15 protein-coding genes and 1 pseudogene are annotated in these 13585 nt (G+C 67.6%); 8 read left to right on the top strand and 8 right to left on the bottom strand.

The window, feature by feature from the left end:
* Window positions 1-5: 5 nt before the first annotated feature.
* Window positions 6-1616 carry a murein biosynthesis integral membrane protein MurJ gene (gene murJ / locus V8246_RS12875; protein ID WP_336189549.1) on the bottom strand — a complete coding sequence of 537 codons (1611 nt, stop codon included), beginning with the start codon at window positions 1614-1616 and terminating at the stop codon, window positions 6-8.
* Between the two features lie 127 nt (window positions 1617-1743).
* Between murJ and rpsT the strand changes: the two genes are divergently transcribed.
* Entirely contained in the window at window positions 1744-2013 is a 270-nt protein-coding gene (rpsT, locus tag V8246_RS12870; RefSeq protein WP_185896652.1) for a 30S ribosomal protein S20, read from the top strand.
* A 126-nt stretch (window positions 2014-2139) separates the two neighbouring features.
* Here the strand turns inward: rpsT and cgtA are convergent, their stop codons facing one another.
* From cgtA to rplU, 3 genes are all read right to left on the bottom strand, one after another.
* Complete coding sequence (gene cgtA / locus V8246_RS12865) at window positions 2140-3192, bottom strand: Obg family GTPase CgtA (RefSeq protein WP_336189548.1); 1053 nt, start codon at window positions 3190-3192, stop codon at window positions 2140-2142.
* A gap of 125 nt (window positions 3193-3317) precedes the next feature.
* Window positions 3318-3578 carry a 50S ribosomal protein L27 gene (gene rpmA, locus V8246_RS12860; protein ID WP_245092869.1) on the bottom strand — a complete coding sequence of 87 codons (261 nt, stop codon included), beginning with the start codon at window positions 3576-3578 and terminating at the stop codon, window positions 3318-3320.
* Window positions 3579-3590: 12 nt separating this feature from the next.
* Window positions 3591-3899: a 50S ribosomal protein L21 gene (rplU, locus tag V8246_RS12855; RefSeq protein WP_055935657.1), complete on the bottom strand. Its 309-nt coding sequence runs from the start codon at window positions 3897-3899 to the stop codon at window positions 3591-3593.
* 414 nt (window positions 3900-4313) lie between these two features.
* Between rplU and uvrA the strand changes: the two genes are divergently transcribed.
* The gene (gene uvrA, locus V8246_RS12850) at window positions 4314-7259 is read left to right on the top strand and encodes an excinuclease ABC subunit UvrA (protein ID WP_336189546.1); all 2946 of its coding nucleotides are present in this window, start codon (window positions 4314-4316) and stop codon (window positions 7257-7259) included.
* Complete coding sequence (locus V8246_RS12845; RefSeq protein ID WP_162111290.1) at window positions 7256-7687, top strand: thioesterase family protein; 432 nt, start codon at window positions 7256-7258, stop codon at window positions 7685-7687. Before uvrA ends, V8246_RS12845 begins: the two co-directional genes overlap by 4 nt.
* 32 nt (window positions 7688-7719) lie before the next feature.
* On the opposite strand, the gene V8246_RS12840 is transcribed toward V8246_RS12845, so the two are convergent.
* Window positions 7720-8163: a copper chaperone PCu(A)C gene (locus V8246_RS12840; protein WP_336189545.1), complete on the bottom strand. Its 444-nt coding sequence runs from the start codon at window positions 8161-8163 to the stop codon at window positions 7720-7722.
* Window positions 8164-8201: 38 nt separating this feature from the next.
* Here V8246_RS12840 and V8246_RS12835 point away from each other — a divergent pair, with 38 nt between their 5' ends.
* Window positions 8202-8978, top strand: coding sequence for an enoyl-CoA hydratase/isomerase family protein (locus V8246_RS12835; RefSeq protein ID WP_336189543.1), 777 nt, complete (start codon window positions 8202-8204; stop codon window positions 8976-8978).
* A gap of 9 nt (window positions 8979-8987) precedes the next feature.
* Here V8246_RS12835 and V8246_RS12830 read toward each other — a convergent pair whose 3' ends face one another.
* The 3 genes from V8246_RS12830 to V8246_RS12820 form a co-directional block, all read right to left on the bottom strand.
* Window positions 8988-9845, bottom strand: a complete 858-nt coding sequence (locus V8246_RS12830) for a sulfurtransferase (protein WP_336189542.1) — start codon at window positions 9843-9845, stop codon at window positions 8988-8990.
* Complete coding sequence (locus tag V8246_RS12825) at window positions 9842-10645, bottom strand: CoA pyrophosphatase (protein WP_336189541.1); 804 nt, start codon at window positions 10643-10645, stop codon at window positions 9842-9844. The genes V8246_RS12830 and V8246_RS12825 overlap by 4 nt, the downstream gene beginning before the upstream one ends.
* A gap of 99 nt (window positions 10646-10744) precedes the next feature.
* A complete protein-coding gene (locus V8246_RS12820) occupies window positions 10745-11446 on the bottom strand; it encodes an FKBP-type peptidyl-prolyl cis-trans isomerase N-terminal domain-containing protein (protein ID WP_245092850.1) in 702 nt (233 codons plus the stop codon).
* A gap of 162 nt (window positions 11447-11608) precedes the next feature.
* On the opposite strand from V8246_RS12820, the gene V8246_RS12815 reads away from it, so the two are divergent.
* From V8246_RS12815 to V8246_RS12800, 4 genes and pseudogenes are all read left to right on the top strand, one after another.
* On the top strand, window positions 11609-12391 hold the full coding sequence (locus V8246_RS12815) for an enoyl-CoA hydratase-related protein (RefSeq protein WP_336189540.1): 783 nt from the start codon (window positions 11609-11611) through the stop codon (window positions 12389-12391).
* 9 nt (window positions 12392-12400) lie between these two features.
* A complete protein-coding gene (locus tag V8246_RS12810) occupies window positions 12401-12763 on the top strand; it encodes a hypothetical protein (protein ID WP_336189538.1) in 363 nt (120 codons plus the stop codon).
* The gene (gene nth, locus V8246_RS12805) at window positions 12760-13422 is read left to right on the top strand and encodes an endonuclease III (RefSeq protein ID WP_336189537.1); all 663 of its coding nucleotides are present in this window, start codon (window positions 12760-12762) and stop codon (window positions 13420-13422) included. The genes V8246_RS12810 and nth overlap by 4 nt, the downstream gene beginning before the upstream one ends.
* Before the next feature lie 68 nt (window positions 13423-13490).
* Window positions 13491-13585, top strand: a pseudogene (locus V8246_RS12800) (endonuclease III); the annotation flags it as partial.

The following is a 13585-nucleotide window of genomic DNA, read 5'->3' as shown; positions in this document are numbered from 1 at the left end:
GGACCTCAATGACCCCGCAGGTCACGCGGCCGGATGCCCTGCACCCACAGCAGCCCGGCATACAGTGCGCCGCCCGCGCCCACCATCACCGCCAGGCGCCAGCCTCGATCCCACCAGGCCCACGGCGTCCAGTCCGGCCAGAGCACGCGAAAAGCCAGCACCACCAGCGTCATCGCCACCGTGGCCACTCCGATCTGGCGCAGGAACCGGCCCCAGCCGGGCTGCCGCCGGTAGACACCCGCCTTGCGCAGCAGCCAGGCCAGCTGCAGCGCGTTCACCCACCCGGCCACCGCGATGGCCAGGGCCAGCAGGGCATGCGCGCCCTGCACCTGGCCCAGGGCCAGCTTCAGGTCCCCGCCAGCGGCCTGCAGGGCCTGTCGGCCCGGCTCGGTGCCGTAGAGCATGGCGGCGAAGAACAACAGCGTGCAGGAGGCGTTCGTCAGCACCGCCACCACGGCGGCCTTGACCGGCGTGCGGGTGTCCTGGCGCGAATAGAACGCCGGCGCCAGCACCTTCACCAGCAGGAAGGCCGGCACCGCGATGGACTGGGCCATCAGGCTCCAGCTGGCCATGCGGACATCGGCCGCATCGAACCTGCCGTACTGGAACAGGGTCGACAACAGCGGCTGGGCGCACAGGATCAGGCCGGCGCAGGCCGGCAGGCCGATCAGCAGACAGAGCCGGAAGCCCCAGTCCAGGCCCTTCGAATAGCCTTCCGGGTCGGTTTCCGCATGGCGGCTGGACAGGTGCGGCAGGATCACCGTGCCGATGGCCACGCCGAACATGCCCAGCGGGAACTCCAGCAGGCGGTCGCTGTAATACAGCCAGCTGACACTGCCACTGACCAGCAGCGCGGCCACCCAAGTGTTCAGCAGCAGGTTGACCTGCGCCACCGACGAACCGAACAGGGTCGGCACCATCAGGGTCAGGATCCTGCGCACGCCGGCATGGGCGAAATCCAGCCGGGGCCGCGGCAGCAGGCCCAGCCGGGCCAGGGACGGCAGTTGGAAAGCCAACTGCAGCATGCCGGCGGCGAACACGCCCCAGCCCAGCACCATCACCGAACTGTCGAACCATTCCCGGGCCGCCAGCGCCGCGGTGATCATCGCCAGGTTCAGCAGCACCGGCGACAGCGCGGGAATCGCAAAGCGCTGATGGCTGTTGAGGATGGCGCCCACCAGCGAGGCCAGCGAGATGAACAGCGCATACGGAAACGTCACCCGCAGCAGATCGGTCAGCATGGCCATCTGCGCCGGATCGAAGTTCGGCGCGATGACACGGGCCAGCTGCGGCGCCAGCAGGATGACGATGGCGGTCAGCACCAGCAGGGCCGCCGTGAGGGTGCCGGCCACACGGTCGACCAGGGCCTTGACCTCCGCCGCGCTACGGGTGGCTTTGTATTCGGCCAGCACCGGCACGAAGGCCATCGAGAATGAACCCTCCGCGGACAGCCGGCGCATGAAGTTCGGGATGCGGAAGGCCACGAAGAAGGCGTCCATCATGCCGCCGGCTCCGAAGACGCTCGCGTACACCTGGTCCCGGACCAGCCCCGACAAGCGGGACAGGAAGGTCATGGAGCTGAAGACGGCGGCCGAGCGCAGGAGCTTTCCGCTCATCGCGACGGATCCCCCGACAGAACCGCCGGCTTGACGCAACCCATTGAATGCCCCATAATTTCCGGCTCGATTATCCGTCTTCCGTTCAACCCCTGAATTCTCTCAGGTATTCACCAGGAATCCCACTGTGGCCAATATCAAGTCCGCCAAGAAGCGCGCCAAGCAGACCGTCGTGCGCAATGCGCGCAATGCCGGTCAGCGCTCGATGCTGCGCACCGCCGTCAAGAAGGTCCTGAAGGCCCTCGACGCCAACGACGCCGCCGGCGCCCAGGCCGCGTTCGCCTCGGCCCAGCCGATCCTCGACCGCCTGAGCTCGCGCGGTCTGATCCACAAGAACAAGGCTGCCCGCCACAAGAGCCGCCTGAACGCCCGCATCAAGGCGCTGCAGGCCGCCTGATCCAGCGGTACATGGACGCGAAGACACGGAACCCGCCGGAAGGCGGGTTTCTTTTTGCCTGTCCGCTGGACGCAGCACGCGGGGGGACGCATACGAAAAACCCGCCTTCCGGCGGGTTTTCGGGCATCAGCCTTCGCGGGCGGCCTCGTCGGCCTCTTCCTTCTGCCGATCGAAGAAGGCCATCACGTCCTTCATGATCGGCCAGGTGCCCTCCCGCGAGATCGCCGAGACCTGATACCACGGCTGCGTCCAGCCCAGGCTGGCAACGATCTGCTCCGCGCGCTCCTTCGCCTCGTCCTCGAACATCAGGTCGGCCTTGTTGAGTACCAGCCAGCGCGGCTTCTGCAGCAGCTCGGGGTCGTGCTTCTCCAGCTCGCGCTCGATGGCACGCACCTGCTCGACGGGGTCGATGCCCTCCACGCCCCCCTCCATCGGCGCCATGTCCACCAGGTGCAGCAGCAGGCGGGTACGCTGCAGGTGGCGAAGGAACTGCGCGCCCAGGCCGGCGCCATCGGCGGCCCCTTCGATCAGGCCCGGGATGTCGGCGATGACGAAACTGCGGTGGGCCTCGACGCTGACCACGCCCAGATTCGGATAGAGGGTGGTGAAGGGGTAGTCGGCGACCTTGGGCGTCGCCGCCGACACCGCACGGATGAAGGTGCTCTTGCCCGCGTTCGGGAAGCCCAGCAGGCCGACGTCGGCCAGCAGTTTCAGTTCCAGCTTCAGCAGGCGCTCCTCGCCCTCCTCGCCCGGCGTCGCCTTGCGCGGCGCGCGGGTGATGGAACTCTTGAAATGCATGTTGCCCAGGCCGCCCTTGCCGCCCTTGGCCACCAGCAGGCGGTCGCCATGCCGGGTCAAGTCGCCGATCACCTCGTCCGTGCTGACGTTGGTGACCACGGTGCCGACCGGGACGGTGATGGTCAGGTCCTCGCCCGCCTTGCCGTACATCTGCCGACCCATGCCGTTCTCGCCACGCTGGGCACGGAACGTCGTCTGGTGACGGAAGTCGACCAGCGTATTGAGGTTCTCGTCGGCCACCAGCCAGACGCTGCCGCCGCTGCCGCCATCGCCGCCATCGGGCCCGCCCAGCGGAATGAACTTCTCGCGGCGGAAGCCGACGCAGCCGTTGCCGCCATTGCCGGCGGTGACCAGGATTTCAGCTTCGTCTACGAGTTTCATAAAAGCCGGGATGCGGAATTGGGAATTCGGGATTCGTCTGGCAGCGGGATGTGGGACCCCGGCCTTTCAAACAGAAAACCCCGCCGAAGCGGGGCTTTCCGGTATCACTGCGGATCGCCGGAGCCTCAGGCTTCCGCCACCACGCTGACGGTGCGGCGCTTCTTGGCGCCCTTGATCGAAAACTCGACCTTGCCGTCGACCAGCGCGAACAGCGTGTGGTCGCGACCCAGGCCGACGCCCGGACCCGGATGGAACTGGGTGCCGCGCTGGCGGACGATGATGTTGCCCGCATCGATCGCCTGACCGCCAAAGACCTTCACGCCCAGCATCTTCGGGTTGGAGTCGCGGCCGTTGCGCGATGAGCCTACGCCCTTTTTGTGTGCCATGACTGCTTCTCCTTACTTGTTGATGCCGGTGATTTCGATTTCGGTGTAATGCTGCCGGTGACCCTGGCGCTTCATGTGGTGCTTGCGGCGGCGGAACTTGATGATGCGCACCTTGTCGGCGCGGCCATGGCCGACGACCTTCGCGGTGACGGTGGCGCCCTTCAGGGCGTCGCCCAGGCTGATGGTCTCGCCATCGCCCAGCATCAGGATGTTGTCGAAGGTGAGCTCGTTGCCGGCTTCGGCTTCGAGCTTCTCGACGCGGAGCGTCTCGCCCTTCATCACGCGGTACTGCTTACCGCCGGTGACTACGACTGCGTACATGTGGATTCCTTGGATTCTGTAGTTATTCTGGGTGCCTGCCTGCCATCGAGGGCGGACAGAAGCGGAATTCTAGTGGATTCATGCGGTTAGGGTCAACCACCCCCGCCCCGTGGCGACAACGGCCCATTGCGGACGGAATTCGCCCTCGAGGCCACCGCACACTGGCCGGCTGGTGCCCAGGCGACGATTGCTACCCTTGAAAATCATGCACTTGCCCAAACCTCTGTCCCCGCAGCCGTTGGCCTTAGCCCTGGGCCTGTCCGCATCACGGCGGTCCGTTCCCCCACGCGGCACCCGACGGTTGCCCGCCTGACCTCCCCTGTCGTTGCATGACTCTGCCCGGATACCGGGGCTATTTGCCCCCATCTGGACGGACCGCTACGCTTCCTTGTTCGCTTCCGGATCCCCCACCCGATGGCCATGGACTTCATCCGCATTCGCGGAGCCCGTACCCACAACCTCAAGAACATCGATCTCGACCTGCCGCGCGACAAGCTGATCGTGATCACCGGCCTGTCCGGCTCCGGCAAGTCGTCGCTGGCGTTCGACACCATCTACGCCGAAGGCCAGCGCCGCTACGTGGAATCGCTGTCCGCATACGCCCGGCAGTTCCTGTCGGTGATGGAAAAGCCCGACGTGGACCACATCGAGGGCCTGTCGCCGGCGATCTCGATCGAACAGAAGTCGACCAGCCACAACCCGCGCTCGACCGTCGGCACGATCACCGAGATCTACGACTACCTGCGCCTGCTTTACGCGCGCGTCGGCCTGCCCCGCTGTCCGGATCACGGCTACCCGCTGGAGGCGCAGACGGTCAGCCAGATGGTGGACCAGGTGCTGGCGCTCGACGGCGAGCAGCGCTACATGCTGCTGGCGCCGGTGATCCGCGAGCGCAAGGGCGAGCACGCCCAGGTGTTCGACCAGCTGCGCGCGCAGGGTTTCGTGCGCGTGCGCGTGGACGGCGAGCTGTACGAGATCGACGCCGTGCCGGCGCTGGCGCTGCGCCAGAAGCACACCATCGAGGCGGTGATCGACCGTTTCCGGCCGCGCGAGGACCTGAAACAACGTCTGGCGGAAAGTTTCGAGACCGCGCTCAAGCTGGGCGACGGCATGGCCCAGGTCATGTCGCTGGACCAGCCCGAATCCGCGCCGCTGCTGTTCTCGTCGAAGTACTCCTGTCCGGTCTGCGACTACTCGCTGCCCGAACTGGAGCCCCGCCTGTTTTCGTTCAACTCGCCGGTCGGCGCCTGCCCGACCTGCGACGGTCTGGGCGTGGCCCAGTTCTTCGACCCGGCGCGCGTGGTCGTGCACCCCGAGCTGTCGCTGGCGGCCGGCGCCGTGCGCGGCTGGGACCGCCGCAACGCCTACTACTTCCAGCTGATCGCCTCGCTGGCCAAGCACTACCAGTTCGACACCGACGCACCCTGGCAATTCCTGCCGGAGAAGGTGCAGCAGGCGGTGCTGTACGGCAGCGGGGAGGACGTCATCACCTTCACCTACCTCACCGAATCGGGCGGTCGCACGCAGCGCAAGCACCGCTTCGAAGGCATCGTGCCGAACCTGGAACGTCGCTATCGCGAGACGGAATCGCCCGCGGTGCGCGAGGAACTGGCCAAGTACATCAGCGACCGGCCCTGTCCCGACTGCGGCGGCGCGCGCCTGAACAGATCCGCGCGCAACGTGTTCGTCGCCGACCGTCCGCTGCCGTCGCTGGTCGTGCTGCCCGTCGACGAAGCATTGGCCTTCTTCCGCGGCCTGGACCTGCCCGGCTGGCGCGGCGAGATCGCCGCCAAGATCGTCAAGGAAATCGCCGAACGGCTGGGTTTCCTGGTCGACGTGGGCCTGGATTATCTGACCCTGGAACGCAAGGCGGACACGCTGTCCGGCGGCGAAGCGCAGCGCATCCGCCTGGCGTCGCAGATCGGCGCCGGCCTGGTCGGCGTCATGTACGTACTGGACGAACCCAGCATCGGCCTGCACCAGCGCGACAACGAGCGCCTGCTCGGCACGCTGACCCGCCTGCGCGACCTGGGGAATACGGTGATCGTCGTCGAACACGACGAAGACGCCATCCGCATGGCCGATTACGTGCTCGACATCGGCCCGGGCGCCGGCGTGCATGGCGGCGAGATCGTCGGCCAGGGCACGCTGGACGATCTGCTCAAGGCACCGCGTTCGCTGACGGGACAGTACCTCTCCGGCAAACGGCAGATCGAAGTACCCAAGGCGCGCCACAAGGCCAACCCCAAGATGACGCTGCACCTGCGTGGCGCCACCGGCAACAACCTGAAGGATGTCGATCTCGACATCCCGTCGGGCCTGTTCACCTGCATCACCGGCGTGTCCGGCTCGGGCAAGTCGACGCTGATCAACGACACCCTGTACGCGCTGGCCGCTAACGAGATCAACGGCGCCTCGCACAAGCCGGCGCCCTATCGCGAGATCGAGGGCCTGGACCTGTTCGACAAGGTGGTCGACATCGACCAGTCGCCGATCGGGCGTACGCCGCGCTCGAATCCCGCGACCTACACCGGCCTGTTCACCCCGCTGCGCGAACTGTACGCGCAGGTGCCGGAAGCGCGCGCGCGCGGCTATTCGCCGGGTCGTTTCAGCTTCAACGTGCGCGGCGGCCGCTGCGAGGCCTGCCAGGGCGACGGCATGATCAAGGTGGAGATGCACTTCCTCCCCGATGTGTATGTGCCCTGCGATGTCTGCCACGGCAAGCGCTACAACCGCGAGACGCTGGAGATCCTCTACAAGGGCTACAACATAAACGACGTGCTGGAAATGACCGTCGAGGATGCGCTGACCCTGTTCGAGCCGGTACCGGCGATCGCGCGCAAGCTGGAAACGCTGATGGATGTGGGGCTGAGCTACATCAAGCTGGGCCAGAGCGCGACCACGTTGTCGGGCGGTGAAGCACAGCGCGTGAAACTGTCCAAGGAACTCTCGCGCCGCGACACCGGCCGCACCCTGTACATCCTGGACGAGCCGACCACGGGCCTGCACTTCCACGACATCGAGCACCTGCTGGCCGTCCTGCACAAGCTGCGCGACGAGGGCAACACCATCGTGGTGATCGAGCACAACCTGGACGTCATCAAGACCGCCGACTGGGTGGTGGACCTGGGCCCGGAAGGCGGCCATCGCGGTGGGCAGATCCTTGCCACCGGTACGCCGGAAGACATCGCCGCGCATCCGGATTCGCATACCGGCCGCTTCCTCGCCAAGCTGCTGCCCGCAGCCAAGGCCCCCAAGCCCACGAAGCCCGCTGCCGTGGCCAAACCCGACGTCCTGCCGCCGCGCAAGTCGGCCACCAAGAAAACCACCAAGACCACGACGAAGAAGGCCGCACGATGAGTTCGACGCACGACGCCAACGCCGCAGGCCGCAAGCTGCTGGCGAAGATCCCGATCAGCGTACGCTGGCGCGACATGGACAGCATGGGCCACGTGAACAACGCCAAGTACATCTCGTACCTGGAAGAGGCCCGCGTGCGGTGGATGCTGACGGTGCCGGATGTGTCCATGACCGACCGCATCGCGCCGGTCGTGGCCGCCAACAACATCAACTACAAGCGCCCGCTGACGTGGCCCAACGATGTGGTGGTGGAGCTGTACGTCGATCGCCTGGGCACCAGCAGCGTCACCATCGGCCACCGCATCGTGTCGGCGAAGGACGACAGCGTGCTGTATTCCGACGGCAACGTGGTGGTGGTCTGGATGGACACGCAGACCGGCCATAGCGCACCGCTGCCGGCAGCGATCCGGGCGGTGTCGGAGTCATAGCGCACGCCCGCTCCCTGTAGGAGCCCACCGGCTCAGGGGGCCGACTTGCGCACCTCGAACTGCACCGGCAGCGCGCGTCCGTCCGCCAGCTTCAGCGTGATCACCGCCTTTTCCCCTGCGGCCAGCGGCTGGTAGGGACCATGAAGCATCAGGTGCAGCCCGCCCGGCTTCAGTTCGACGGCCTTGCCGGGCGCGACAGGCAACCGCTCGACCTCGCGCATCCGGCTGATGCCCGCTTCCTGGCGCGTTTCGTGCAGGGACACGTCCGCGAAGGCCAGGCTTTCCGCCCCGACCACGGTCGCGGGCGAAGAGCACGGATTCTCGATCCGGGCGAAGCCGGCCATCATCGGCATTGCCACCGGCGGCATCCGGATCCACGCATCCTCCACCTTCGGCAGGCAATCGCCCGCGACGGCAGGCATCGAGGCGGCGAACAACAGTCCCGGCAGCAGGGTCGTCACGACGGATCGGTTCATGCGCCTATGATAATGGCCTGACCTCAGGGAGATGGTGAATGAGCGCGCTTATCGAAACCGCCGACCATGGCGACATCCGCGAAATCCGCCTGGCGCGCGCGCCCGTCAACGCGCTCGATACGGACCTGTGCCGCGCCCTGATCGAGGCGCTCAACAGGGCCCTCGATGAAGGCGTGCGCGGCATCGTGCTGGCCGGCAATCCGAAGATCTTCTCCGCCGGCATGGATGTGCCCTACCTGATGTCGCTGGGCGACGACCGCAAGGCGCTGCTCGATGCCTGGCAGGCCTTTTTCGGCGCGGCGCGCACGCTGGCGGAGTCGCGCGTGCCGGTGGTGGCCGCGATCACCGGCCACGCCCCCGCCGGGGGCTGCGTGCTGGCCCTGTGTTGCGACTATCGGGTGATGGCGCGCAGTGCCGATCCGGCGCGGCCATTCGCATTGGGATTGAACGAAACCCAGGTGGGGCTGGTGGTGCCCGAAGGCATCCAGCGCCTGATGCGGCGCGTGGTGGGCACGTATCGCGCCGAGCGCCTGCTGGTGGCGGGCGAGATGGTGGCCGCCGAGCGGGCGTTCGAGATTGGCCTGGTGGATGAACTGGCGGACCAGGACGACGTCGTCGCGCGCGCCGTGGTCTGGCTGCAGCACCTGCTGGGCCTGCCGCACCAGCCCATGCTGCAGACGCGCGCGCTGGCCCGCCGCGACTTGGTGGAGGCGCTGGACCCTTCCCTCATCCAGCTCGAACGCTTCGTCGATGCCTGGCATGCGCCGGACACGCAGGCGGCGTTGCGCGCCCTGGTGGACAAGCTGAAGAAGTAGCGCGGCGCCTCAGTCGCCGCGCGCGACCGGTCGCCCGGGATCGCTGATCCAGCCGCTCCATGATCCCGGGTAGATCCGCGCACCGTGCAGGCCGGCATGCTCGAAGGCGAGCAGCAGGTGGCACGCCGTCACACCGGAACCGCACATCAGCACGCTGTCCGAGGGATGACGATCGCCCAGCCTGTCCGACAACAGCGCATGCAGTTCCACGGCGGGCTTGAAACGGCCATCGCGGAGCATCTGCACGAATGGCAGGTTGACCGCACCCGGCACATGGCCCGCCACCGGGTCGATGGGCTCCACCTCGCCACGGAAGCGTTCGGCGGCACGCGCATCGAACAGCCAGCCCGTGTCCTCGTCCAGCCGCTCCGCGACCTCATCTGCGCTGACGAAGTGGCGCGCCTCGAACCGCGCCGGGTAGGCCGCCACCGGCGATGGCACCGAACGCGCACTGGTCTCTTCGCCGCCGATGGCCCGCCAGGCGGCCAGGCCGCCATCGAGCACCGCCACGCGCGCATGGCCGAGCAGCTTCAGCAACCACCAGGCGCGGGCGGCCGCCATGCTGCCGTCGCCCGCGTCGTAGACGACCACCTGATGCGACGGCCCGATACCCCATTCGCCCAGTCGGCGGGTGAAGGCCTCGCTGTCGGGCAACGGATGCCGCCCTTCGCCGACCTTCGAGAGGTCCGACAGGTCTCGATTCAGATCGGCGTATACCGCGCCGGGGATATGGCTTTCGGCGTAGGCCGTACGGCCGGCATCGGGGGCGGCGTTGAGCATCACGAACCGCGCATCCACCAATCGCAATGCCGGGTCGCCCAAGGCACGTGCCAGATCTGTCGCTTCGACAAGGGTGGTCCAGTTCATGTGATCCGCTCCAGCCGCTCCCGCAGGTTGAACAGGATGGCGGCCGTCGCGCCCCAGATGCGCTGCCCCGGCCAGCCATACTCGAGCACCACCCGCCGCCGGCCGCGGTAATCCACTTCCACCCGGCGCAGGCTGTCCGGCGCCAGCAGGTAGTCCAGCGGTACTTCGAACACGTCGGCGACCTCGTTGGGCTCGGGCTGCGGCACGAAGGCGGGATCGATCACCGCCACCACCGGCACCACGCGGAAGCCGCTGACGGTGGTGAACGGGTCCAGGAACCCCAGCGGCACCGCCTGTGCGGCGGGCAGCGCGATTTCCTCACGGCTCTCGCGTAAGGCGGCGGCCACGACATCCGCGTCCGTCGGCTCGACGCGACCGCCGGGGAAGCTCACCTGCCCGCCATGATGGCGCAGGCCATCCGTGCGTCGCGTCAACAGCACCTGGGTCCCCTCCGCGCGTGGTACCAGTCCGGCCAGCACGGCGGCTTCGGCCAACTGCCCGGGCGGCAGCAGGTCGATCAGTTCCTCATGGTTCCAACCCGGCACGCCAGGCACCGCTTCGAGCGGATGCAGTGCGCGCCGCAGGCGCTCACCTTCATGCAGCCGCTCGGCCCAGGGCGCGCGCGCGCGTTCCCGACCGGGCAACACGTGTTCCATCAACCGCAGGCGTTCGTCATCGTTCATCTGCGACCAGCGCGCGATCTCCGAGGTGGTGCGAAGACAGCCCTCGCAAAGCCCATCGTCGTCCAGCGTGCACACGCCGATGCAGGGACTCAGCACGGCACGGAAAGCGGTATTCATTCGTCTCACACCTGCGCAGGGTAGCGCGGAACGTTCGCCTGCGCGGAAAGCACTGCGCCGGCACAAGGCCGGCGCAGGGGAAAACCGATCGGGCGGGGATTACTTCGCGCTGACCAGCTTGATCTCGAACACCACCGCGACGTTCGGCGGGAAGCCGGTGCGCGGGTCGGCGCCGTAGGCCTTGTCCGGCGGCAGGGCGACTTCCCACTTCGAGCCGACCGGCATCTGCAGCAGCACGTCGCGCATGGCCTGCATCTCGATGGCGCTGACCTTCACGTCCTTCATCTGCTGCGGCGGGCGGGCCTCGCTGGGGCGCTGGCCGAACGGATAGGCGCCGGCCACCTGCAGCTCGACCGTGCTGGCCTGGGTCGGCTTGGCACCGGTGCCGTTCTCCAGCACCTTGTAGGCCACGCCACCGGGCAGGGTCTTCACGCCCGGCTGCGCCTTGAAGCTGGCGATGAACTGGTCGCTCTTGGTCTTGTTCTCGGCCGCGACCTTGTCGTACTCGGCCTTGGCCTGCTGCGCGCGGGCCTGCTCGCGCTTCTGGAAGGCTTCCAGTGCGGGCTTCAGCTGCTCGGCCGTCAACGCCGGCTTCTGCTTGGCGTACGCGTCCTGCAGGCCCTTCACCACGGAGTTGATGTCCAGCTGCTCGCCGCGTGCGGTCAGCTCGGCCAGGTTGTTGCCATAGTCGTAGCCGAAGTAGTAGCTCAACTTGCCCTTCTCGGACGAGACGTCCTGGGCCAGGGCGCTACCGGCCATGGCGAATGCCGCAACAGCGACCACTAACGAACGCAACTTCATCAACACAGTCTCCGGGATAGGGCGGCGGCATACCGCCTGGAATGGACGCGCTAGGATAGCCGCCGGGGCGCTTAACCGCCACTGACGACAGGCGACTCTGACCGGGCGTTCCGGTGCGAGTTCCCTCTTTACCCAAAATTTACAAACAGCCGCCGAAAACCCATGTCCGAACCTCTCGTCCTGGTTGCCGATGCCGATGGCATTCGCCGCATCACTGTCAATCGCCCCGACAAGCTCAACGCCCTCAATGCCGCCACGCTGGACGCCCTGCAGGCGGCCTTCGACGCCGCAGCGACGGACGATGCCGTGCGCGTGGTGGTCCTGACCGGCGCAGGGCCCAAGGCCTTCGTGGCGGGGGCGGACATCGCCGAGATGGCGGACCTGCGCCCCACCGAGGGCCGGGACTTCTCGCTGCGCGGGCAACGGCTGATGCGCACCATCGAGACCCTGCCCAAACCCGTCGTGGCAATGGTGAACGGCTTCGCGCTGGGCGGCGGGCTGGAACTGGCCATGGGCTGCCACCTGCGCATCGCCGCCGATACCGCCAAGGTGGGCCAGCCGGAGATCGGCCTGGGCCTGATCCCCGGCTTCGGCGGCAGCCAGCGCCTGCTGCGCCTGGCCGGCCGCGCCGCCACGCTGGAACTGTGCCTGCTGGGCGCACCGGTGACGGCCGAGCGCGCGCTTCAACTGGGCATCGTCAACCGCGTGGTGCCGGCCGCCGAGCTGGAGGCCGAAACCCTGAAAGTGGCGACGCAACTCGCCGCGTCCGCTCCGCTGGCCCTGCGTGCCACGCTGGACGTGGTCAACGTCGGCGGCGAATGCGGCATCGAGGAAGGCCTGCAGTACGAGACCGCGCAGTTCGGCCTGATGTTCGCCACCGACGACATGCGCGAAGGCACCCGTGCGTTCATGGAGCGCCGCAAGCCGACCTTCACCGGTCGCTGAGTCGTGTCCGTGCCCTGCCCCGCTTGCGAAAGGACGCAGCGCCTGGCTTTCCTGCTGGCGAACGATGAGGTCGACGCCGCGCTGGAAGCGGGTCTCATGACGTGGGCGCCCTGTCCTGTCGACGGCACCGATCCCGCGCGGGCCGAGGCGATCACGCAGGCGCAGACCCGTCTGCGCACGGCGTGGGCAGCACGCGCACGCTATCGGCAGCGCCAGGCGCGACTGGAGCGGCGCGCCGCCGAGCGCGAGGCACGACGCATCGCGGCCCTGCCCGCCGACCCCGTAGCCCCGGCCAGGCCAGCCCTGCCGGCCGCGGCCGCCGCCATCCTTGAGCGCGCGCGCGCCAGGGCCGCGGAGCGTTCAAAGCCATGACCCCACCCCGCCGGAGTTCCACCCTGAAGCGCGATGAAGTGGTGGAACTGTTCTCGCGGCTGCGCGAACTCAATCCGCGCCCGACGACGGAACTGGAATACGGCACGCCGTTCGAACTGCTGGTCGCGGTGACGCTGTCCGCGCAGGCCACCGACGTGGGCGTCAACAAGGCCACGCGACGCCTGTTCCCGGTGGCCAACACACCGGCGGCGATCCTCGCGCTGGGCGAAGACGGGCTGAAGCACTACATATCGACCATCGGCCTGTTCAACGCCAAGGCGAAGAACGTCATTGCCACGTGCCGGATCCTGATCGAGCGGTACGGCGGGGAGGTACCGCGCTCGCGCGAGGCGCTGGAAAGCCTGCCGGGCGTGGGCCGCAAGACCGCGAACGTGGTGCTCAACACCGCCTTCGGCGAGCCGACCATGGCGGTGGACACGCACATCTTCCGCGTGGCCAACCGCACGGGACTTGCGCCCGGCAAGGATGTGCGCGCGGTGGAGGACAAGCTGATGAAGGTGGTGCCGGCGGAGTTCATGCAGGATGCGCATCATTGGCTGATCCTTCACGGCCGCTACGTATGCAAGGCGCGCAAGCCCGATTGCCCGCAATGCGTGATCCGCGACCTCTGCCGGTTTAAGGACAAAACCGTCGCCTGACGCGGCAGCATCGCCTGCCGTCGGCGCGGCCTCGTTGCGAAGGGCGCCCCCGGGTTGTTGCGGGCCGGCTGATCCTTCACGGCCGCTACGTATGCAAGGCGCGCAAGCCCGATTGCCCGCAATGCGTGATCCGCGACCTCTGCCGGTTCAAGGACAAGACCGT

The sequence above is a fragment of the Pseudoxanthomonas sp. F11 genome, from assembly GCF_037046485.1.
Classification (GTDB): domain Bacteria; phylum Pseudomonadota; class Gammaproteobacteria; order Xanthomonadales; family Xanthomonadaceae; genus Pseudoxanthomonas_A.
Note: the sequence above shows the minus strand (reverse complement) of the source record. Positions and strands in the feature narration are given on the sequence as shown.

Bases quoted from the DNA above. Each gene is read 5' to 3' on its own strand.
- murJ (WP_336189549.1), bottom strand. From the start codon at position 1,616: ATGAGCGGAAAGCTCCTGCGCTCGGCCGCCGTCTTCAGCTCCATGACC.
- cgtA (WP_336189548.1), bottom strand. From the start codon at position 3,192: ATGAAACTCGTAGACGAAGCTGAAATCCTGGTCACCGCCGGCAATGGC.
- rpmA (WP_245092869.1), bottom strand. From the start codon at position 3,578: ATGGCACACAAAAAGGGCGTAGGCTCATCGCGCAACGGCCGCGACTCC.
- rplU (WP_055935657.1), bottom strand. From the start codon at position 3,899: ATGTACGCAGTCGTAGTCACCGGCGGTAAGCAGTACCGCGTGATGAAG.
- uvrA (WP_336189546.1), top strand. From the start codon at position 4,314: ATGGCCATGGACTTCATCCGCATTCGCGGAGCCCGTACCCACAACCTC.
- V8246_RS12845 (WP_162111290.1), top strand. From the start codon at position 7,256: ATGAGTTCGACGCACGACGCCAACGCCGCAGGCCGCAAGCTGCTGGCG.
- V8246_RS12840 (WP_336189545.1), bottom strand. From the start codon at position 8,163: ATGAACCGATCCGTCGTGACGACCCTGCTGCCGGGACTGTTGTTCGCC.
- V8246_RS12835 (WP_336189543.1), top strand. From the start codon at position 8,202: ATGAGCGCGCTTATCGAAACCGCCGACCATGGCGACATCCGCGAAATC.
- V8246_RS12830 (WP_336189542.1), bottom strand. From the start codon at position 9,845: ATGAACTGGACCACCCTTGTCGAAGCGACAGATCTGGCACGTGCCTTG.
- V8246_RS12825 (WP_336189541.1), bottom strand. From the start codon at position 10,645: ATGAATACCGCTTTCCGTGCCGTGCTGAGTCCCTGCATCGGCGTGTGC.
- V8246_RS12820 (WP_245092850.1), bottom strand. From the start codon at position 11,446: ATGAAGTTGCGTTCGTTAGTGGTCGCTGTTGCGGCATTCGCCATGGCC.
- V8246_RS12815 (WP_336189540.1), top strand. From the start codon at position 11,609: ATGTCCGAACCTCTCGTCCTGGTTGCCGATGCCGATGGCATTCGCCGC.
- nth (WP_336189537.1), top strand. From the start codon at position 12,760: ATGACCCCACCCCGCCGGAGTTCCACCCTGAAGCGCGATGAAGTGGTG.